Here is a 17,814-nt window from a genome sequence, read left to right as displayed (position 1 = left end):
GGCCCGTTTTTTCGTGCGAGCAAGACCACGTACGGGGAATCGGCTACCGGGACGGCCGGGACGTACGGCAGGATCCTGGGATGGAGCGTGTACGTGATGTCTCTGAGCTGCCGAAGGCCCATCTGCATCTGCATTTCACCGGGTCGATGCGGCCCGCCACCGTCCTGGAGCTGGCCGACAAGTACGGCGTACGGCTGCCCGAGACGCTGACCGAGGCACTGACCAGCGGGGAGCCGCCGAAACTGCGGGCGACGGACGAGCGGGGCTGGTTCCGCTTCCAGCGGCTCTACGACGCCGCCCGCTCGTGCCTGCGGCAGCCCGAGGACATCCGGCGCCTGGTGCGCGAAGCCGCCGAGGAGGACCTGAAGGACGGCTCGGGCTGGCTGGAGATCCAGGTGGACCCGACGTCGTACGCGCCCCGTCTGGGCGGTCTGATCCCGGCGCTGGAGATCATCCTGGACGCGGTGGAGACGACGATGCGGGAGACGGGCCTCGGGATGCGGGTGCTGGTCGCCGCGAACCGTATGAAGCACCCGCTGGACGCCCGCACGCTGGCCCGGCTGGCCGTGCGGTACGCGGAGCGGGGCGTGGTCGGCTTCGGTCTGTCCAACGACGAGCGTCGGGGCATGGCGCGGGACTTCGACCGGGCGTTCGCGATCGCGCGGGAGGGCGGGCTGCTGTCGGCCCCGCACGGCGGCGAGCTGACGGGTCCGGCCTCGGTGCGTGCCTGCCTGGACGACCTGGACGCCCACCGCATCGGGCACGGTGTGCGGGCGGCGGAGGACCCACGGCTGATGGAGCGCCTCGCGCGCAGGGGCGTGACGTGCGAGGTGTGCCCGGCCTCGAACGTGGCCCTGGGTGTGTACGAGAAGCCGGAGGACGTGCCGCTGCGGACCTTCCTCGACGCCGGCGTCCCGATGGCCCTGGGCGCCGACGACCCGCTGCTGTTCGGCTCGCGGCTGGCCGCCCAGTACGAGATCGCACGGCACCACCACAACTTCACCGACGCGGAGCTGGCGGAAGTGGCCCGCCAGTCGGTACGCGCCTCGGCGGCGCCGGAGGACGTGAAGGCGAAGCTGCTGTCGGGCGTCGACGACTGGCTCAGCGCTCCGGTGGATTGAGGGTTCGCTGGAAGTCCCGCTTGAGGTCCCGCTCGAAGTGCTGCTCGATGTGCCGCTGGAATTGGGCGTAGGGCGGGTGGGGCTTGAAGCAGATCAGCACCTCGACGTCGTGTCCGCCGCCGGGCGGCTGCACCAGCGCCGGGAGGGCCGCCATCAGTGCCGAGTGCCCGGCGTGGACGTGCTTCTGGTGCGGTCCCCAGCCCGCAGCGTGGGCCAGGCTCGTGGCGGTCTCGGCGAAGACGCCCCGGCTGCCGAACAGGAAGAGGGTCCGGGCGTGTGTGGCGTGCCGCAGCTCGTCCCGGAAGTCCGCCCGCCCGAACCGCACGCGCCACGCCTCGGCGTCGCGGGCGGTGCGCGCCTCGTCGGTGCGGACCGTCAGGGGGGTCTCCTGCCGCAGCCGGCGGCGCAGTTCGGGCCACATGCCGGGGCGCAGGCCGCTCGTGTGATGGGCCAGGACGAGGTCGACCCGTTCGCCGCATCCCTCGTCGGGCGGGACCCCGTCGCGCAGCGGCACATGCACGATCGTGCGGCGGGAGCGGGCGGCGAAGGAGAACAGGCCCGAGAGCCGGCTCAGTCCGTCGTGGTCGCCCAGCAGCAGGCCGATCGGGTCGGGGGCGGTCAGCGAGGTGTGGCGCAGGGGCGGGCGGGGCTGGACCACGCGGTGTTCGTGGGGGCCGAGGCGGGGGCGGAACTCGTGAAGTCTCAGGCGCATGCGGCGGGTTGAGCGGTACGGCCGTCCGGCGAGGCGTGGTGTGTCATGCCCCCAGCCTCGCGGTCACGCCGGGCCGTCGGCAACGCGGATTCCGGCGGTCAGGGTCCGGGCGAGGCGGCGGGCGAACCTCGACGGGCGGCAGATCGCCGACGGAACTCGTGAAGTCTCAGGCGCATGCGGCGGGTTGAGCGGTACGGCCGTCCGGCGAGGCGTGGTGTGTCATGCCCCCAGCCTCGCCGTCACGCCGGGCCGTCGGCAACGCAGATTCCGGCGGTCAGGGTCCGGGCGCGGCGGCGGGCGAACCTCGACGGGCGGCAGATCGCCGACGGAACTCGTGAAGGCTCAGGCGCATGCGGCGGGTTGAGCGGTACGGCCGTCCGGCGCGGCGTGGTGTGTCATGCGCCCAGCCTCGCGGTCACGCCGGGCCGTCGGCAACGCGGATTCCGGCGGTCAGGGTCCGGGCGAGGCGGCGGGCGAACCTCGACGGGCGGCAGATCGCCGACGGAACTCGTGAAGTCTCAGGCGCATGCGGCGGGTTGAGCGATATGGCCGTCCGGCGAGGCGTGGTGTGTCATGCCCCCAGCCTCGCGGTCACGCCGGGCCGTCGGCAGCGCAGATTCCGGCGGTCAGGGTCCGGGCGAGGCGGCGGGCGAAGTCGTCGACGGGCGGCAGCTCGCCGGTCTCCGTCGCCTCGTAGGCGAACGCGCGCTGGGCGCAGGCGCCCAGGAGCAGGGAGGCGGCGGCGAAGGTGTCGGCGTCGGCGCGGATGCGGCCGAGTTCCTGTTCGGCCCGCAGATAGGCGTCCAGTCCCTGGATCGGCTTGTGCGGGCCCGTTCCCATCTGCCGCATCGCGTCGTCGTGCCGCCGCTTGAGCTGGGTCTCGGCGTGCAGGGAGGCGGCGATCGGGAAGCTCTGCTCGTAGAAGAGGGCGGCCTGGCGGGCGATCTCGGTGAGGTTCTCCTCCGGGGTGCCCTGGCCGGGCTCGGCGGCGAGGCTGCTGAGCAGGGGTGTCAGGCGGGGCAGTCGCTCCGTCAGGACCCGGATGAACAGCTCCTCCTTGCTCGCGAAGTACTTGTAGAGCGCCGCCTCGGAGCAGCCCGCCGCCCTGGCGATCTCCTTGGTGGTGGTGCGGGCCAGCCCGACGGTGAGCATCAGCTCGTGGGCGGCATCGAGGATGCGGACCCGGGCGGGCTTCGTCTCCATGGCATACATCCGTTCGGACTTGACGGGTGGGTGAGTACTTACCCACTCTAGTGGGAGGCAGGGGTGAGTGAATACTCACCCACCAACTGCGAGCACGGGAGTAACCATGAAACTCACCGTTTTCGGCGCCACCGGCGGCATCGGCCGGGAGATCGTGCGCCAGGCCCTGGAGGCCGGGCACGAGGTCACGGCGGTCGTACGGGATCCCGCACGGCTGTCCGCGACGGGCGAGCGTCTTCAGGTGGTCCGCGACGACCTGGCCGACCCGGCGTCGGTGCGTCCCGCGGTGGCCGGGCGGGACGTGGTCCTGTCCGGGCTCGGCGCGCGCAGCCGCAAGGACGCGGGCGTCGCGGCCCGGCTCACGCGTACGGTCCTGGGCGCCATGGAGGCCGAGGGGGTGCGGCGGCTGCTCGTGGTGAGCGCCGCGCCGGTCGGGCCCGCGCCCGAGGGGAACGGGCTGCTCGACCGTGCCGCACGCGGGATGATCTCCGCCCTGCTGAAGGACGTGTACGCCGATCTGGCCGAGATGGAGGGCGAGTTGGCTCGCAGCGCCACGGACTGGACGTCGGTGCGGCCGCCGCGGCTGCAGGACAAGCCGCTCACGGGGGTGTACCGGACGGTGGTCGACGGTTTCCCGGCCAAGGGCCGGTTCATCGGGCGCGCGGACGTGGCCCACGCGATGCTGGCGATGGCCGGGGACCCGGGGACGGTGAAGCAGGGGGTGGGCGTCGCGTACTGACCCTCGTCCGTACGGGCCGTACGGATGCCTGGGTCAGAGGCTGACGCCGACCGTCACCGGCTCGTTGACCAGGGTGATGCCGAAGGCATCGTGGACGCCGGCGACGACCTCGCGGGCGAGTGCGAGCAGGTCCTCGGTGGTGGCGTCGCCCCGGTTGGTGAGGGCGAGAGTGTGCTTGGTGGAGATACGGGCGCGCCCGCTGCCGTAGCCCTTGCTGAAGCCGGCCCTGTCGATCAGCCACGCGGCGGAGGTCTTGGTGTGGCTGTCCCCGGCCGGGTAGGCGGGCGGCATCACGTCGTCGCCGAGCCGCTCTCGCACGCGCGCGTGGAAGGCGGCGAACTCCGCGTCGGTGAGGATCGGGTTGGTGAAGAAGGAACCGGCCGACCAGGTGTCGTGATCCTCGGGGTCCAGGACCATGCCCTTGCCGGAGCGCAGCTTCAGCACGGTCTCGCGGGCGGCGGCCAGCGGCACGCGGTCGCCGGGCTCGACACCGAGGGCGCGGGCCGTCTCCGCGTACCGGACGGGTCCGGACAGGCCGGCCGCGTCCTCCAGTTCGAAGCGGACGCGGAGCACGACATACCGCTCGGGGTCGGCCTTGAAGCGGCTGTGGCGGTAGGAGAACGCGCAGTCGGCGTTCGGGAGGGTGACCGTCTCGTGGGTACGGCGGTCGTAGGCGACGACCTCGGTGATGGTGGAGGAGACCTCCTGGCCGTACGCCCCCACGTTCTGGATCGGGGTCGCGCCGGCCGAGCCCGGGATGCCGGCCAGGCACTCGATGCCGGCGAGCCCGGCCTCGGCGGTGCGGGCGACGGCGTCCGTCCACACCTCTCCGGCGGCCAGCTCCAGGCGGGTGCCTTCGAGCTCGAAGCCCTTGGTGGCGATGACGAGGGCGGTGCCCGCGAAGCCCTTGTCGCCGATGACCAGGTTCGAGCCGCCGCCGATCAGCAGCAGTGGCGTACCGGTGTCGTCGGCCTCGCGGACGGCGGCGATCACCTCGGCGTCGGTCGTCGCGGTGAGCAGCCGGGTCGCGGGGCCGCCGAGCCGGAAGGTGGTCAGCGGGGCGAGGGGGGCGTCGTGGAGTTCCTGCACGCGCCCAAGACTACGAGACGCCACCGACACCCCGACCGGCCCTCACCCGAAGGCCCGCCACGCGCGCGTACGGCCCCGCCGGGGTGGACGGGGCCGTACGCGCGCGTGCTGGGTGTTGTGGCTCGGTCGGTTTGGTCAGTGGCCGTGGTCAGTGGCCGTGGTCAGTGGCCGTGGTCAGTGGGACGCCGTTTCCAGCGCCGGTTCCGAAGGCTGCTCGGACGCCTTCGCGAGCTGTGCGGCGCGCCGTCGGGTCGGGATGAGCAGGGCGGCCAACCCGGCGAGCGCGACGACGGCGGAACCGGTGACCAGGGCGGGCCTGAGGCCGTCGACGAAGGCCTGTCCGGACTCGTAGCCGCCCTGTGCGGCGAAGATCGACGACATGATCGCGATGCCGAGTGCGCCGCCGACCTCGCGCAGGGCGTTGTTGGCGCCGGAGGCGATGCCCTGCTCCTTGGGGTGGACGCTCGACATGACCAGGTTGGCGGCCGGGGCGAAGTACAGCGCCATGCCGATGCCGCTGAGGATCAGGCCGGGCAGCTGGGCGCCGTAGGAGACGCCGGTCGTGGCCACCGTGGCGATCCAGCCGAGACCCGCGGCCTGCAGGAACAGTCCGGCGGCGACGACGGGGCGGCCGCCGATGCGGTCGGAGAGGATGCCGGCGACGGGCGCGACCAGCATCGGCATACCGGTCCAGGGCAGCATCCTGAGGCCCGCCTCGGTGGGCGAGTAGCCGAGGACGCCCTGCATGAACTGGCTGAGCAGGAAGATCGAGCCGAACATCCCGAGGAACATCAGCAGGCTCGCGGCGTTGATCCCGGAGAACGCGCGGGAGCGGAACAGCCGCATCGGCAGCATGGGGTTCTTGGCGCGCAGGCTGTAGAGGACGAACCCGACGAGCAGCGCGCCGCCGGTGAACAGGCCGGTCAGCACCAGGGGGCTGGTCCAGCCGTCGGCGGGTCCGCGGACCAGGCCGTAGACGATCCCGAAGAGGCCGCCGCTGGCGAGCAGGGTGCCGGGGACGTCGAGCGGGGCGCCGGTGCCGTGGGACTCGGCCAGCCGCAGCCGGGCGAGCGGCAGCAGGGCGATGCCGAGCGGGACGTTCAGCCAGAAGATCCAGTGCCAGGAGACGTGCTCGGTGAGGCTGCCGCCGATCAGCGGTCCGGAGGCGACGGCGAGGCCGTTGACGGCTCCCCATATCCCGTACGCCATCCCGCGTTTGGCGGCGGGCACGGCGGCGGTCAGCAGGGTGAGCGTCAGGGGCATCATGATCGCCGCGCCGACGCCCTGGACCGCGCGGGCGGCGATGAGGGAGTCGATGCCGGTCGCCATGGCCGCGGCTGCGGAGGCGCCGGTGAAGACGGTGATGCCGACGAGGAAGAGCCGGCGGCGGCCGAACCGGTCACCGAGCGCGGCGCCGAACATCAGCAGGACGGCGAAGGTGAGGGTGTACGCGCTCACCGTCCATTCCAGGTCGCCCAGCGCCCCGCCGAGGTCCTTGCGGATGGAGGGCAGTGCGGTGGTGACGACGAGATTGTCGAGGGCCGCCATGAATCCGGCGACGCTGGTGATGACGAGGGCCCAGACGGTTCCCCCGTGACGTTCTGTCTGCTGTGACATCGCTCCCCCAGCGGGTGATCGGTGTTGTCGAATCAGCTATCGAATTAGTTATTGATGACTAACTTTCATGGGCATGAAAAGGCGTTCACGACACCCCTGCGCGCGGACCGTCTTGCGCAATGGACCGCGCCGGCTACTTCCCCAGCCGCCCTTTGAGCCGCGCCTCGGGATACAGCCCCTCCCAGACCCGGTGCTCGGGCGGAAAGCCCATCGCCAGCAGGCAGTTGATGAGCATGCCGTGCGCCATGAACGACGTCGTCTCCTCGACGTCGGCACCGAGCGGCAGATGCACCGTGTCCCACAGCCGCATCCAGCCCGCCCGCACCTCCTCGCCGAGTTCATGGTCACCGGCCTGCTCGGCGGCGGCCACGGTGACGTACATCTGCATCTGCATCAGCAGCCGCTCGGGCCGCTCCGTGATGACCTCGGTGTACGCGTTCGCCATGGCCTGCAGGGCCTCTTCGCCCTCCAGCCCCTCGGCGGCCTGCTCGAAGGTGCGGATGGTGTCCTCCACGCACCGCTGGGCCGCCGCGAGGAAGATCGCCTTCTTGCCCGGGAAGAGACGGAAGAGATACGGCTGCGAAACACCGACCCGCTTGGCGATCGCCTCGGTCGACGTGCCGTAGTAGCCGCCGCGGGCGAACTCCGCGGTCGCCGCACGGATGACGCTCTCGCGCCTCTCTTCTGCGCTCATCCTGACCATGCGAGTAAGTTAGTGCTCAATCACTAACTACGTCAAGGGGGAACGCTGCAGCGGGTTCAGCCGTTGGTGCGGACAGGGGGCCTCAGTCGCGTAAGGGGCGCCCCGCAATGGAGGACGCCCCTTACACCGGCTCACTCACCGGCACCGGATGAGATGCGTTCGCCGCTCAGGCCAGCCGTACGACCGCCCGCGACATCCCCAGCACCTTCTGCCCTGCGCTCGTCGCCGTGAGGTCCACGCGGACCGTGTTGTCGTCGAGCTTGGCGGCGACCTTGCCGCTGACCTCGATGGTGGCGCCCTGGTCGTCGTTCGGGACGACGACGGGCCTGGTGAAGCGGACGCCGTACTCGACGACCGCACCCGGGTCGCCGGTCCAGTCGGTGACCACCCGGATCGCCTCGGCCATGGTGAACATGCCGTGCGCGATGACGTCCGGCAGTCCGACCTCCTTGGCGAACTTCTCGTTCCAGTGGATCGGGTTGAAGTCCCCGGAGGCACCCGCGTACCGGACGAGTGTGGCGCGATCCACAGTGAAGGTCTGGGCGGGCAGTTCGGTGCCGACCTCGACGCCGTCGTAAGCGATCTTCGCCGTCATCGGTTCCTCACGCCTCCTCGGCCGCGCGGGCGACCAGCTTCGTCCACGCGGTGACCACATGCTCGCCCGCCTCGTCGTGGACCTCGCCGCGGATGTCCAGGATGTCGTTGCCCGCCATGGACTTGACGGCCTCGATGGTCGAGGTGACGGTGAGCCGGTCGCCGGCGCGCACCGGGCGGACGTAGGCGAACTTCTGGTCGCCGTGCACGACGCGGCTGTAGTCCAGGCCGAGTTGTGGGTCCTGGACGACCTGTCCCGCGGCCTTGAAGGTGATGGCGAAGACGAAGGTCGGCGGTGCGATCACATCGGGGTGGCCCAGCGCCTTGGCCGCCTCCGGGTCCGTGTACGCCGGGTTGGGGTCCCCCACCGCTTCCGCGAACTCACGGATCTTCTCCCGGCCCACCTCGTAGGGCTCGGTGGGCGGGTAGCTCCGCCCCACGAAGGACTGGTCGAGCGCCATGGCTCGGCACCTCCTGGTGTGTGGCTGTCGATGCCCGGGGATGCCGCTCCAAACGACGCGAAGCCGCCCCCGGCTTGAAACGACGCGAGGCCGCCCCCGGCTGGGAGCGGCCTCGCGTACGAGCCTGATTTATCGCGTTTCGCGGTGCGCGGTGTGCGCGTTGCAACGCGGGCAGTGCTTCTTCATCTCAAGACGGTCCGGGTTGTTACGCCGGTTCTTCTTGGTGATGTAGTTCCGCTCCTTGCACTCCACGCAGGCCAGCGTGATCTTCGGGCGGACGTCGGTGGCAGCCACGTGAGTGCTCCTAAGACGAACGGATGGACTTGTTCAACGCAAGAAAGAGTAGCCGATCGAAGGACCGACCCCGCAATCGGCTACTGTCAGTAGCGGTGACCGGACTTGAACCGGTGACACAGCGATTATGAGCCGCTTGCTCTACCGACTGAGCTACACCGCTGTGATGCGATCCGTTCCCGCCTCGCGACGGGAACCTCACACACCAGAGCCCCAAAACGGAATCGAACCGTTGACCTTCTCCTTACCATGGAGACGCTCTGCCGACTGAGCTATTGGGGCGAGCGATGAAGACATTACACGCTCCGCCGCCGTTCGCCCAAATCCGTTTCGCGGCCCCCGTCCCGGCCTGTTCCAGGGCCGGTTCCGGCTCCGGTCCTGGTGCGGTTCCGGCTTTCGTCCTGGTTCTGTTCCGGCTTCCCCGCAGGTCCGGTTCCTGCTTCCGCCCAGGTTATGTTCCGGCTTCCGCTCGGGTTCTGTTCCGGCCTCCGCTCGGGGATGGTTCCGGCTCCTGCCCAGGTCCGTCGCCCTGCTCTCCCACGGGCCACTGCGGCCTCTTCGGTACGGCGGACCACACCGGTACGACTATTGCGCTCCTCCCCGACACGAGCGGATCGCCGCCCTAGGCTCGACTCACTCTGCGTGATCTTGCGCCCTGGCACGCAGTCCCCGAGCACCAGTCCCCCGAGCACCTGGAGCGCGATGCCCGAGAGCCAGCCGCCGCCCCACTCGTGGTCCTCGTCCTCGTCCTCGTCGTCGGGTACGCCGGGGGCCTCGGGCCCTGCTGGTTCTGCGGGCTCTCCCGGCCCGTCGGGGCCTCCGGCTTCTCCGGGCAACGGAGTCGACCCGGCCACTCTGCTGCTGTGCGGGGCTCGGCTGACCGACGGTCGGACGGTGGACGTACGGCTGGGCGGCGGGCGTATCGAGGCGGTCGGTACGGCGGGCAGCCTGGTCGCGGGCGGACCGCAGGGCCGCGGCGCGCGCGTGGACCTCAGCGGCTATCTGCTGCTGCCGGCCCCGGCCGACCCGCACACGCACCTGGACACCGCGCTGTCGGCCGAGGGCGACGGGCCGGCCTCGTACGAGCCGAGGGACGTCCAGCGCCGGGCCACGGAGGCGGCGTTGCTGCAGCTGGGGCACGGGGCGACCGCGCTGCGGGCGCATGTGCGCGTGGGCGACGTGCAGGGGCTGGGCGCGCTGGCCGCCGTACTGCAGGCGCGGCGTTCGCTGCGCGGGCTGACGGAACTGACGACGGTTGCGGTGCCGCGGCTGCTGACCGGTGCGGCCGGGGCGGACGGGCTGGCGATGCTGCGGGACGCGCTGAAGATGGGCGCGTCCGTGGTGGGTGGCTGCCCGGACCTGGACCCGGATCCGATCGGGTACGTGGAGGCGGTCCTCGAGGTCGCCTCCGAACACGGCTGCTCCGTCGACCTGCACACCGACGCCGCAGACCCCGCCCGGCTCGCCCGCCTCGCCGCGATGGCCGGCGGGCTGCGCCCCGGCGTGACGCTCGGCCCGTGCGGCGACCTCGCCCGGATGCCCGCAGAGGCGGCCCGGCGCACCGCGGACCAGCTCGCGGCGGCCGGGGTGACGGTGGTGTGCCTGCCGCAGGGCGGCTGCGGCGCCACGGATCGGCGCGAGACGGCTCCGGTACGGATGCTGCGGGCGGCCGGTGTGCGGGTGGCCGCGGGCAGCGGCGCGCTGCGCGACCTGTCGAACCCGGTGGGGCGCGGGGACCCCTTGGAGGCGGCATACCTGCTGGCCTCCCGCTACGGGCTGCGGCCCGAGGACGCCTACGACGCCGTGAGTTCGACGGCGCGCACGGTGATGGGGCTGCCCGAGGTGCGCCTGGAGGCGGGCTTCCCCGCCGAGCTCCTGGCCGTGCGCGGGGACCGGCTGGAGGGCGCGCTGTCCCTGGCCTACAGCCGCATCGTGATCCATCGGGGGCGGGTGGTGGCGCGGACGAGCGCGGTACGGGAGTACTGCAACTCGGCCGCCGCGGCGGAACTGGGGTTGCCTCGGCAGGGGCGGGGGGAGCTTTCGTGACGCAGGTGCTCAGTTTGCGGGCGTGCACTGGTTGCGGGCGGGCACTGGTTGCGTGCATGGGCTGGTTGCGGCGTGCACTGGTTGCGAGCGTGGGCTGGTTGCGGCGTGGACTGGTTCGCGGCTCAAGTCGTGCGGGAGTGCACTGGTTCGCGGCTCAAGTCGTGCGGCGGATGCGGCGGTCCGGGCGTACGGTCGAAGACATGCGCATTGTCATCGCTGGTGGTCATGGTCAGATCGCGCTACGGCTTGAGCGGCTGCTCGCCGCGCGCGGAGACGAGGTAGCGGGGATCATCCGTCACGCCGAGCAGGGCGACGATCTGCGAGAGGCCGGTGCCGAACCGGTCCTGCTCGATCTGGAGTCGTCCTCGGTCGAGGAGGTGGCGGCGCATCTGGCGGGCGCCGACGCGGCGGTGTTCGCGGCGGGCGCGGGCCCGGGCAGCACCGTGGCGCGCAAGGACACGGTGGACAAGGGCGCGGCGATCCTGTTTGCGGATGCGGCGATTCGGGCGGGCGTACGACGGCACGTGGTCGTCTCGTCGATGGGCGCCGACCCCGCGCACCAGGGGGACGAGATCTTCGACGCGTATCTGCGCGCCAAGGGTGAGGCCGACGCCTATGTACGGAGCCAGGACGCCCTGGACGCGACGATTCTGCGCCCCGGGATGCTGACGAACGACGCCGGAACCGGTCTCGTACGACTGGAGGCCCACACGGGCCGCGGCCCCGTCCCGCGGGACGATGTGGCCGCCGTACTGGCGGAGTTGGTGGAGTCACCGGCGACGGCCGGTCTGACCCTGGAGCTGGTGAGCGGGTCGGCGCCGGTGTCGGTGGCCGTGAAGTCGGTCGCCGGGAACTGACGGGGCGGCGAGCTGCAGCCGGGGGACGAACACCCGCTAGAACAGGGGCATTTGGCCCGGGATTTCGGGGACGACGTAGCCGTCCAACGATGGTTGGGTCGCGTCGGGGCCGGCCTGTCGGCGGGAGCCCGGACAGGAGACGAGTACGCCGTTCTCGCGCGCGCCGGGCGGGTCGTGCCGCGCGAACCGTCCGGCGACGACGGCGATCTCGCGACGGCATTCGGGGCAGCGTCTGCGACGAGTGGACATGCAGTCAGTGTGCCCCGCTGGGGGGCGTGTTGTGCGTGGGGCGGACGTACACCACGGTCGGTGTCAGCCGATGTAGGGGGACGTACGCGAGCCGTCCCTGGCGTACTCGATGCGCAGGCGCATCGTCGGGTGGACGTCCAGGGCGGGCAGGTCGGCCGGGTCGACCCAGCGGACGGCGGTGGTCTCGTCGCTCGTGCGGAGCTCCCCGCCCGTGGGGCGCGCCCGGAAGCAGATGCTGAACTGCTGGCGGACCTCGCGGTCGTCGTAGCGCATCACATGGCCGGGGTCGGTGTAGATCCCGGAGAGGCCGAGGACCTCGACCTCGATTCCGGTCTCCTCCCGGACCTCGCGAACCATCGTGTCGCTGATGGACTCCCCCACGTCGTGGCCGCCTCCCGGCAGTGCCCAACGACCGTTGTCGGAGCGCCGGATCATGAGCGCCCCCAACGGGGCGGGCCCAGACGCCGGGACGCGCCTTGCTTAAGTCAATCAACTGACTTAGCTTAGGGCTGTCGCGCGCCCACGCCCGATGCCCCCCCACGCCCAATACCCCTTGCTCCCTGTCTTCTGCTCCCTGTCTTCTGCTTTCTGCCCTCTGCTTTCTGCCCTCATCCCCTGCCCGATGTACACGGAGGCCCGGTCCATGTCCCACGCTGTTTCCCGACCCGGCGACGACGACGGGGTGGTGACCGCGGCGCCGCGGGCCAACGCCGTCGTCGCGGTCCTGGCCTTCGGCGGGATCGTGGTCTCGCTGATGCAGACCCTGGTGATCCCGATCGTCCCGGAGCTGCCGAAGCTGCTGAACTCCCCGGCGTCCGACGCCGCGTGGGCCGTGACGGCCACGTTGCTGGCCGCCGCCGTGGCCGTGCCGATGATGGGGCGACTGGGGGACATGTACGGCAAGCGCCGCATGCTGCTGACCAGCATGGTGCTGCTGATCGCGGGGTCCGTCACAGCCGCGCTCAGCGACTCGCTGGTCCCGATGATCGTCGGGCGGGCGCTGCAGGGCGCGGCCAGCGGCGTGATCCCGCTCGGCATCAGCATCATGCGGGACGAACTGCCCGCCGAACGGCTCGGCTCCGCCACCGCCCTGATGAGCGCCTCGCTCGGCGTCGGCGGCGCGCTCGGGCTGCCCTTGTCGGCGCTGATCGCCGACAACTTCGACTGGCACGTCCTGTTCTGGAGCTCGGCGGGGTTGGGTGTGGTGGCCCTGCTGCTGGTGCTGTTCGTCGTGCCCGAGTCGAAGGTGCGTACGGGCGGACGGTTCGACGTCGTCGGCGGACTCGGCATGGCGGCGGGCCTGCTCTGCCTGCTGCTGCCGATCTCCAAGGGCGGCGACTGGGGCTGGGGCAGCGGCACCACGCTCGGTCTGTTCGGCGCCTGCGTCGTGATCCTGCTGCTGTGGGGCTGGTACGAGCTGCGTACCGACCAGCCGCTGGTCGACCTGCGCACCACCGCGCGCCGCCAGGTGCTGGTCACCAACCTCGCCTCGATCGCGCTCGGCTTCGGCATGTTCGCGATGTCCCTGGTGCTTCCGCAGCTCCTGCAGTTGCCCAAGGCGACCGGCTACGGCCTGGGCAAGTCCCTGCTCATCGCGGGCCTGGTCATGGCCCCGTCCGGCCTGGTGATGATGGCGGTGGCCCCCGTCTCCGCCGCGCTCTCCAGGGCCAAGGGCCCCAAGGCCAGCCTGATGCTCGGCTCCCTCATCGTGGCGGCGGGCTACGGCCTCAACATCGTGCTGATGTCCGAGGTCTGGCAGTTCGTACTGGTGTCCTGCGTCATCGGCTCCGGCATCGGCTTCACCTACGGCGCGATGCCCGCCCTCATCATGGGCGCCGTGCCGCCGTCCCAGTCGGGCGCGGCCAACAGCCTCAACACCCTGATGCGTTCCATCGGTACGTCCACCGCGAGCGCCGTCGCCGGCGTCATCCTCTCGCAGATGACCACCGACCTGGGCGGGGCCCCGCTGCCCTCGGAGAACGGCTTCAAGACAGTGCTGGCGGTGGGCGGCGGCGCGGCACTGCTGGCGTTCGTGGTGGCGTCGTTCATTCCGCGGCATGGGGTGCCGGCGGGGGCCGGGGCGGGAGCAGGAGCAGGCGCAGGCGCAGGCGCCGGAGAGGTCGGGGTCTCGGGGGAGGCCGGCGAGGGTACGTCGGTGCAGGCCGTCGCGGCGTCCGTCGAGCCCGAGGGGACGAGCGGTGCCGTCGGCGGCACGCTGCCCGGGACGAGCGGTGACGCCGGCGGCGCGTTGCCCGGGACGAGCGGTGACGCCGGCGGCGTACTGCCCGCGTCAGGCGGCGCAATCGCGGTGACCGGTCGCGTCCTGGGTGCGGACCGCGCCCCCGTCGCGGCGGCCGCGGTCACCCTCATCTCACTCGGCGGCCGGCAACTGAGCCGGTCGGTCTCCCGGAGCGACGGCTCGTACGGCGTCGGCGCGCCCACCACCGGCTCCTACGTCCTGATCGCCTCCGCCGAGGGCTACCAGCCACAGGCCTCGACACTCGTCGTCGCCGACGGACCGGTCTCGTACGACGTCCTGCTCGGCGGTACGAGCACCCTCGCGGGACTGGTGCGGTCGGCCGACAGCGGAACGCCGGTCGCCGAGGCCGTGGTGATCGTCACCGATGTGCGCGGGGACGTGCTCGCCACCGGACGGACCGATGTACTGGGCGAGTTCACGGTGACCGATCTGGTGCCGGGGACGGTGACGCTCGCCGTCAACTCCCCCAAGCACCGCCCGCTGGCCCTGCCCGTCGAGATCGGCGGCGCCGGCACCACCCGTATCGAGGTCGAACTGCACCCCGGCGTCCATGTGCGCGGCACGGTACGCGGAGCCGGCGCACCGCTCAGCGACGCCCGCGTGACCCTGGTCGACGCCGCGGGCAACGTCGTCGCCACGACGAGGACCGGCCACGACGGCGCCTACGCCTTCACCGACCTGGACAGCGGCGCCTACACGGTCATAGCGACGGGCTACCCGCCCCAAGCGGCCCCGGTCACCGTGTCGAACACCGGCCCGAACGCCCACGACATCGAACTCGCGCACAGCGCCGAGTAGTTCCACCCCACGGCCGGTACCACCCCACGGCCGGTACCACCCCACGGCCGATGACGGCGTCCGGTTCGTCCTCGTCCCGGCGCCGAGCGTGCGGCTCGGCGCCGGGACCCGGATGCGCTAGCTGCCGAGGGTGATGGTGTCGTTGCATCCCAGGCCGGAGCCGACATTGGTGGTCTGCGCGCCGGGCGAGCCGCTGGCGTTGGGCGCGTTGCCCTCCAGTCCGTTCTGGAACCCGGATTGACCCTGCACGTCGACGTTCTGTTCGGTCGTCGTGCAGGTGACATAAGGTGACGAGAGGTTCATCCGCAAATGCCCTATATCGATCAGTCGGCACGCCGGATCGTCCGATCAACGCGAAGACGGCCCTGGGGGCCGGGCCTGGCGCTGTAGAGGAGTTGCCGTCAAACCAGTGGCGTCCCGTGGATGACCCTCATAGCTTGTGCACTCGTGACTGACGCTCCGAAGATGCGCCCGAATCCACCCGACCTCGGACGGGTCTTCAACGAGGTGCCGGAGCTCTACGACCGGGTTCGGCCGGGATACCCCGACGAACTGTTCGCGGACCTTGTCGCCATTACCGGCGTGGCCGAAAGCTCGTCGGTACTGGAGGTGGGCTGCGGTACCGGTCAGGCGACGCGCTCGCTGGCAGCACTCGGATGCTCGGTGACCGCCGTCGAGCCGGGCGCAGACATGGCCGCACTCGCTCGCCAACGGATCGCCTCCTTCCCTGACGTCACCATCGAGACGTCGACATTCGAGGAGTGGGACGACCGCGGTCGACGCTTCGATGCTCTCGTGGCTGCGTCGTCGTGGCACTGGGTCGACCCGTCGATCGGCTGGCAGCGGGCGCACGACGTGCTCCGCCCCAGGGGCTGGATGGCACTGATCGGCCACGTCGTCGTCCGCCGGCCGGGAGAGCCGGAGGTGTACGCCGAGACCGCCGATCTCCATGAGCAGTTCTGCCCCGGGAACCCCGACTGGGGTCATCCTCCCCTGGAGGACGAGGTGCGCTCCACGGATGAGGGTTGGGGCCTGGTCGACGATCCCGGCGGACTGTTCGGCCCGACGATCGTGCGCTGGTATCCGACCGTCCAGTGGTTCGACGGAGAAGGCTTCGCCGATCACCTTCGCTCGTTGTCGCTGTACCGCAAGCTCGATCGCGACGTCCGTGAGCCCCTGCTCGACGCCGTGGCCGAGCGCATCCGCACGCGGATGGGCGACCGCGTATCACGCCGCTATCTGAGCGTCCTCCGCGTCGGACAGCGCACCGAGTGAGCCCATTCGCGAAGGACTTCTTTCGCGTGCTGGAGGAGCTCTCACGCCTGCTCAGTGCGCGTCACAACTGGCCAAGCGACCCTATGACCTTCGCCATGCCGCGGTCTCCACATGGCTCAGTTCTGGCGTTGAACCACAGGTGGTCGCCGCACGCGCCGGCCACAGCGTGGCCGTTCTCTTCCGGGTCTATGCCAAGTGCCTCGACGGCGCCGCCGCCACGGCGAACGCTCGGATCGAAGCGGCACTGAGAGACGGCAGGTAGAAGCCGGAAAGTTGCCCCACGCCTGCCCCACACTGACTGGTCAGCACGCGATTCAGGGTGAGACACAGTGAGACAAGGCGGTCAAATCGAAGCGCCTGTCCCCCAGTACGTCAAAATGGCCTGCGGCCAGCATCGCTGCTGGTCACAGACCATTTTGATCGTGTGGCGGCGCCAGGATTCGAACCTGGGAAGGCTGAGCCGGCAGATTTACAGTCTGCTCCCTTTGGCCGCTCGGGCACACCGCCGGGGTTGCTGCCGGTCGTACCGCTTTTTGGCGGTGCTCCCTGGCAACGACGTAAACAATACCCGATGCCGAGGGGTGCTTCGCCACCCGATTGATCTGCGCTCCAGGGACGACGGGTGGCTAGGCTTGTGCGGATGCGGCCCGGGATCACGCCGGGCGCGGCGCCCGCCCCCACGTACGCCGATACGCATCCGTACGCACTCCGTTTACGCACCAATACAAACCGATACAAGGAGCCACAGGACATGGCCGACTCCAGTTTCGACATCGTCTCGAAGGTCGAGCGGCAGGAGGTCGACAACGCCCTCAACCAGACCGCCAAGGAGATCTCGCAGCGCTACGACTTCAAGGGCGTGGGTGCCTCGATCTCGTGGTCCGGCGACAAGATCCTGATGGAGGCGAACTCCGAGGACCGGGTCAAGGCCGTTCTCGACGTCTTCCAGTCCAAGCTGATCAAGCGCGGGATCTCGCTGAAGGCCCTGGACGCGGGCGAGCCGCAGCTCTCGGGCAAGGAGTACAAGATCTTCGCGTCGATCGAGGAGGGTATCTCCCAGGACAACGCGAAGAAGGTGGCGAAGATCATCCGCGACGAGGGCCCCAAGGGCGTCAAGGCCCAGGTGCAGGGTGACGAACTGCGGGTCAGCTCCAAGAGCCGCGACGACCTGCAGACCGTGATCGCCCTCCTGAAGGGCAAGGACTTCGATTTTGCGCTGCAGTTCGTGAACTACCGGTGAGCCATTGATTCATGGCGACGGCCGCCGTCGCCGATCGAACGGTCACGAGGAAGGGTGGGCACCTGGTGGGTGCCCACCCTTCTCGCCTGCTGGCTGCGGTCCGGGGGCGTGCTCGATCGTGCTCAGTGGCGCGAGTTGCCGAACAGGAGGCGGTAGGCGACCAGGAGGACGAACGAGCCTCCGATCGCCGCGGCCCACGTCGCGCCGTCGTGGAAGCTCTTGGCGATCGGGTGGTCAAGCCAGCGGGCCGAGATCCAGCCGCCGATGAACGCGCCGGCGATGCCTATGAGGGTCGTGCCGATGAGGCCGCCCGGGTCACGGCCGGGCAGCAGGAACTTGGCGATGGCTCCGGCCAACAGCCCCAGAACGATCCAGCTGATGATGGTCATGCCGTCAACCTGCCCCTCCGCGCTGTGCCTGCACTTTCCGGACAGTGAGCATTCGGTCAAGATCCGCTGTGTGCCGCGCGCTTGTTCCTGCCTGGTACCTGTCTGGTACCTGCCTTACCCCGGCCCTGTCCCTGCCCTGTCGGTGAACAGGACGTCACGACGGCACT

Annotated in this window: 19 protein-coding genes, 3 tRNA genes and 1 pseudogene; 8 read left to right on the top strand and 15 right to left on the bottom strand. The window is 70.6% G+C overall.

The annotated features are described in order from the left end of the window. Positions 1 to 80 precede the first annotated feature (80 nt). Positions 81 to 1,121: an adenosine deaminase gene (locus JYK17_RS09690; RefSeq protein ID WP_108014580.1), complete on the top strand. Its 1,041-nt coding sequence runs from the start codon at positions 81 to 83 to the stop codon at positions 1,119 to 1,121. Here the strand turns inward: JYK17_RS09690 and JYK17_RS09685 are convergent. Both JYK17_RS09685 and JYK17_RS09680 read right to left on the bottom strand, forming a co-directional pair. Then, on the bottom strand, positions 1,102 to 1,833 hold the full coding sequence (locus JYK17_RS09685) for a hypothetical protein (protein WP_234547952.1): 732 nt from the start codon (positions 1,831 to 1,833) through the stop codon (positions 1,102 to 1,104). The two genes, JYK17_RS09690 and JYK17_RS09685, sit on opposite strands and share 20 nt — an antisense overlap. Positions 1,834 to 2,424: 591 nt before the next feature. Next, positions 2,425 to 3,036, bottom strand: a complete 612-nt coding sequence (locus JYK17_RS09680) for a TetR/AcrR family transcriptional regulator (RefSeq protein WP_222810186.1) — start codon at positions 3,034 to 3,036, stop codon at positions 2,425 to 2,427. Between the two features lie 106 nt (positions 3,037 to 3,142). Here JYK17_RS09680 and JYK17_RS09675 point away from each other — a divergent pair, with 106 nt between their 5' ends. Further along, entirely contained in the window at positions 3,143 to 3,775 is a 633-nt protein-coding gene (locus tag JYK17_RS09675; RefSeq protein ID WP_222810185.1) for an NAD(P)-dependent oxidoreductase, read from the top strand. A 33-nt stretch (positions 3,776 to 3,808) separates the two neighbouring features. Here JYK17_RS09675 and JYK17_RS09670 read toward each other — a convergent pair whose 3' ends face one another. From JYK17_RS09670 to JYK17_RS09635, 8 genes are all read right to left on the bottom strand, one after another. Then, the gene (locus JYK17_RS09670; protein WP_128802695.1) at positions 3,809 to 4,864 is read right to left on the bottom strand and encodes a UDP-N-acetylmuramate dehydrogenase; all 1,056 of its coding nucleotides are present in this window, start codon (positions 4,862 to 4,864) and stop codon (positions 3,809 to 3,811) included. 174 nt (positions 4,865 to 5,038) lie between these two features. Next, entirely contained in the window at positions 5,039 to 6,481 is a 1,443-nt protein-coding gene (locus JYK17_RS09665) for a DHA2 family efflux MFS transporter permease subunit (RefSeq protein WP_108014576.1), read from the bottom strand. A 133-nt stretch (positions 6,482 to 6,614) separates the two neighbouring features. Continuing rightward, positions 6,615 to 7,184: a TetR/AcrR family transcriptional regulator gene (locus JYK17_RS09660; RefSeq protein WP_206660188.1), complete on the bottom strand. Its 570-nt coding sequence runs from the start codon at positions 7,182 to 7,184 to the stop codon at positions 6,615 to 6,617. A 166-nt stretch (positions 7,185 to 7,350) separates the two neighbouring features. Continuing rightward, complete coding sequence (locus JYK17_RS09655) at positions 7,351 to 7,779, bottom strand: MaoC family dehydratase (RefSeq protein WP_108014575.1); 429 nt, start codon at positions 7,777 to 7,779, stop codon at positions 7,351 to 7,353. 7 nt (positions 7,780 to 7,786) lie between these two features. Continuing rightward, the gene (locus tag JYK17_RS09650) at positions 7,787 to 8,239 is read right to left on the bottom strand and encodes a MaoC family dehydratase N-terminal domain-containing protein (protein WP_108014574.1); all 453 of its coding nucleotides are present in this window, start codon (positions 8,237 to 8,239) and stop codon (positions 7,787 to 7,789) included. A gap of 129 nt (positions 8,240 to 8,368) precedes the next feature. Beyond that, positions 8,369 to 8,533, bottom strand: a complete 165-nt coding sequence (gene rpmG, locus JYK17_RS09645; RefSeq protein WP_003948671.1) for a 50S ribosomal protein L33 — start codon at positions 8,531 to 8,533, stop codon at positions 8,369 to 8,371. 90 nt (positions 8,534 to 8,623) lie between these two features. Beyond that, positions 8,624 to 8,696: transfer RNA gene (locus JYK17_RS09640), tRNA-Met, on the bottom strand. Between the two features lie 46 nt (positions 8,697 to 8,742). Further along, positions 8,743 to 8,815, bottom strand: a tRNA-Thr gene (locus JYK17_RS09635). A 420-nt stretch (positions 8,816 to 9,235) separates the two neighbouring features. Between JYK17_RS09635 and JYK17_RS09630 the strand changes: the two genes are divergently transcribed. Next, positions 9,236 to 10,579 (top strand): amidohydrolase family protein, encoded by a 1,344-nt coding sequence (locus JYK17_RS09630; RefSeq protein ID WP_108014573.1) that lies wholly within the window; start codon positions 9,236 to 9,238, stop codon positions 10,577 to 10,579. 200 nt (positions 10,580 to 10,779) lie between these two features. Then, positions 10,780 to 11,436, top strand: a complete 657-nt coding sequence (locus tag JYK17_RS09625) for an NAD(P)H-binding protein (protein ID WP_108014622.1) — start codon at positions 10,780 to 10,782, stop codon at positions 11,434 to 11,436. A gap of 36 nt (positions 11,437 to 11,472) precedes the next feature. Here JYK17_RS09625 and JYK17_RS09620 read toward each other — a convergent pair whose 3' ends face one another. Further along, positions 11,473 to 11,685: a hypothetical protein gene (locus JYK17_RS09620; protein WP_108014572.1), complete on the bottom strand. Its 213-nt coding sequence runs from the start codon at positions 11,683 to 11,685 to the stop codon at positions 11,473 to 11,475. Between the two features lie 63 nt (positions 11,686 to 11,748). Continuing rightward, on the bottom strand, positions 11,749 to 12,120 hold the full coding sequence (locus tag JYK17_RS09615) for an NUDIX hydrolase (protein ID WP_108014571.1): 372 nt from the start codon (positions 12,118 to 12,120) through the stop codon (positions 11,749 to 11,751). Positions 12,121 to 12,328: 208 nt separating this feature from the next. Here JYK17_RS09615 and JYK17_RS09610 point away from each other — a divergent pair, with 208 nt between their 5' ends. Further along, the gene (locus JYK17_RS09610; protein WP_222810184.1) at positions 12,329 to 14,743 is read left to right on the top strand and encodes an MFS transporter; all 2,415 of its coding nucleotides are present in this window, start codon (positions 12,329 to 12,331) and stop codon (positions 14,741 to 14,743) included. A gap of 117 nt (positions 14,744 to 14,860) precedes the next feature. Here JYK17_RS09610 and JYK17_RS09605 read toward each other — a convergent pair whose 3' ends face one another. Beyond that, positions 14,861 to 15,046, bottom strand: a complete 186-nt coding sequence (locus JYK17_RS09605; RefSeq protein WP_222810183.1) for a hypothetical protein — start codon at positions 15,044 to 15,046, stop codon at positions 14,861 to 14,863. A 204-nt stretch (positions 15,047 to 15,250) separates the two neighbouring features. On the opposite strand from JYK17_RS09605, the gene JYK17_RS09600 reads away from it, so the two are divergent. Together JYK17_RS09600 and JYK17_RS40445 are read left to right on the top strand one after the other, a co-directional pair. Further along, entirely contained in the window at positions 15,251 to 16,018 is a 768-nt protein-coding gene (locus JYK17_RS09600; RefSeq protein ID WP_234547953.1) for a class I SAM-dependent methyltransferase, read from the top strand. 37 nt (positions 16,019 to 16,055) lie between these two features. Beyond that, positions 16,056 to 16,280, top strand: a pseudogene (locus JYK17_RS40445) (site-specific integrase); the annotation flags it as partial. A gap of 163 nt (positions 16,281 to 16,443) precedes the next feature. On the opposite strand, the gene JYK17_RS09595 reads toward JYK17_RS40445, so the two are convergent. Continuing rightward, positions 16,444 to 16,525 (bottom strand) — tRNA-Tyr (locus JYK17_RS09595). Between the two features lie 244 nt (positions 16,526 to 16,769). Here JYK17_RS09595 and JYK17_RS09590 point away from each other — a divergent pair. Beyond that, positions 16,770 to 17,258: a YajQ family cyclic di-GMP-binding protein gene (locus JYK17_RS09590; RefSeq protein WP_108014568.1), complete on the top strand. Its 489-nt coding sequence runs from the start codon at positions 16,770 to 16,772 to the stop codon at positions 17,256 to 17,258. A gap of 122 nt (positions 17,259 to 17,380) precedes the next feature. Here JYK17_RS09590 and JYK17_RS09585 read toward each other — a convergent pair whose 3' ends face one another. Continuing rightward, entirely contained in the window at positions 17,381 to 17,647 is a 267-nt protein-coding gene (locus JYK17_RS09585; protein WP_108014567.1) for a GlsB/YeaQ/YmgE family stress response membrane protein, read from the bottom strand. Between the last annotated feature and the right edge of the window lie 167 nt (positions 17,648 to 17,814).

The organism is Streptomyces plumbidurans (assembly GCF_019857225.1).
GTDB classification, from domain to species: domain Bacteria; phylum Actinomycetota; class Actinomycetes; order Streptomycetales; family Streptomycetaceae; genus Streptomyces; species Streptomyces plumbidurans.
The sequence above is the reverse complement of the archived record's forward strand: the minus strand, read 5'-3'. Positions and strand labels throughout refer to the sequence as shown.

Coding starts and splice junctions, on each gene's coding strand:
- JYK17_RS09590 (WP_108014568.1), top strand. CDS start 16,770: ATGGCCGACTCCAGTTTCGACATCGTCTCGAAGGTCGAGCGGCAGGAG.
- JYK17_RS09685 (WP_234547952.1), bottom strand. CDS start 1,833: ATGCGCCTGAGACTTCACGAGTTCCGCCCCCGCCTCGGCCCCCACGAA.
- JYK17_RS09610 (WP_222810184.1), top strand. CDS start 12,329: ATGTCCCACGCTGTTTCCCGACCCGGCGACGACGACGGGGTGGTGACC.
- JYK17_RS09620 (WP_108014572.1), bottom strand. CDS start 11,685: ATGTCCACTCGTCGCAGACGCTGCCCCGAATGCCGTCGCGAGATCGCC.
- JYK17_RS09650 (WP_108014574.1), bottom strand. CDS start 8,239: ATGGCGCTCGACCAGTCCTTCGTGGGGCGGAGCTACCCGCCCACCGAG.
- JYK17_RS09680 (WP_222810186.1), bottom strand. CDS start 3,036: ATGGAGACGAAGCCCGCCCGGGTCCGCATCCTCGATGCCGCCCACGAG.
- JYK17_RS09660 (WP_206660188.1), bottom strand. CDS start 7,184: ATGGTCAGGATGAGCGCAGAAGAGAGGCGCGAGAGCGTCATCCGTGCG.
- JYK17_RS09615 (WP_108014571.1), bottom strand. CDS start 12,120: ATGATCCGGCGCTCCGACAACGGTCGTTGGGCACTGCCGGGAGGCGGC.
- JYK17_RS09605 (WP_222810183.1), bottom strand. CDS start 15,046: ATGAACCTCTCGTCACCTTATGTCACCTGCACGACGACCGAACAGAAC.
- JYK17_RS09690 (WP_108014580.1), top strand. CDS start 81: ATGGAGCGTGTACGTGATGTCTCTGAGCTGCCGAAGGCCCATCTGCAT.
- JYK17_RS09675 (WP_222810185.1), top strand. CDS start 3,143: ATGAAACTCACCGTTTTCGGCGCCACCGGCGGCATCGGCCGGGAGATC.
- JYK17_RS09630 (WP_108014573.1), top strand. CDS start 9,236: ATGCCCGAGAGCCAGCCGCCGCCCCACTCGTGGTCCTCGTCCTCGTCC.
- JYK17_RS09625 (WP_108014622.1), top strand. CDS start 10,780: ATGCGCATTGTCATCGCTGGTGGTCATGGTCAGATCGCGCTACGGCTT.
- JYK17_RS09665 (WP_108014576.1), bottom strand. CDS start 6,481: ATGTCACAGCAGACAGAACGTCACGGGGGAACCGTCTGGGCCCTCGTC.
- JYK17_RS09585 (WP_108014567.1), bottom strand. CDS start 17,647: ATGACCATCATCAGCTGGATCGTTCTGGGGCTGTTGGCCGGAGCCATC.
- JYK17_RS09655 (WP_108014575.1), bottom strand. CDS start 7,779: ATGACGGCGAAGATCGCTTACGACGGCGTCGAGGTCGGCACCGAACTG.